Origin of the sequence: Streptomyces durbertensis (assembly GCF_014156695.1) — a bacterium.
GTDB classification, from domain to species: Bacteria; Actinomycetota; Actinomycetes; order Streptomycetales; family Streptomycetaceae; genus Streptomyces; species Streptomyces durbertensis.
Map to the genome: position 1 here is coordinate 1 of NZ_WMLF01000976.1, position 293 is coordinate 293.

1 pseudogene is annotated in these 293 nt (G+C 66.9%); it reads left to right on the plus strand.

From position 1 onward, the window contains the following. Nucleotides 1-37 precede the first annotated feature (37 nt). Nucleotides 38-293: pseudogene (locus GL263_RS27940) on the plus strand (helix-turn-helix domain-containing protein); the annotation flags it as partial.

Here is a 293-nt window from a genome sequence, read left to right on the forward strand (position 1 = left end):
TGGTGATCTCACTCGCCAACCCGCCGACGCAGGAGCTCTGTTGGTTTCGCATCGTGCCATGCTCGATGTCCCGCACGAGGTGATTGAGCACGTCTCGTGGCTGAATCTACGCCCGAAGGTGTGAGCGCCGCTCGCGCTGGCGCCGCCTGGGCTGCTTCCGCCAGGCCCTCCTCGCACTGGTCCACCTGCGGAAGAACGAGACACTCGCCCAGGTGGCAGCCGGATTCGGAGTCTCCACCGCGACAGCCGGCCGATACGTCACCGAGACCGTCGACGTCCTGGCCGACTCCGCG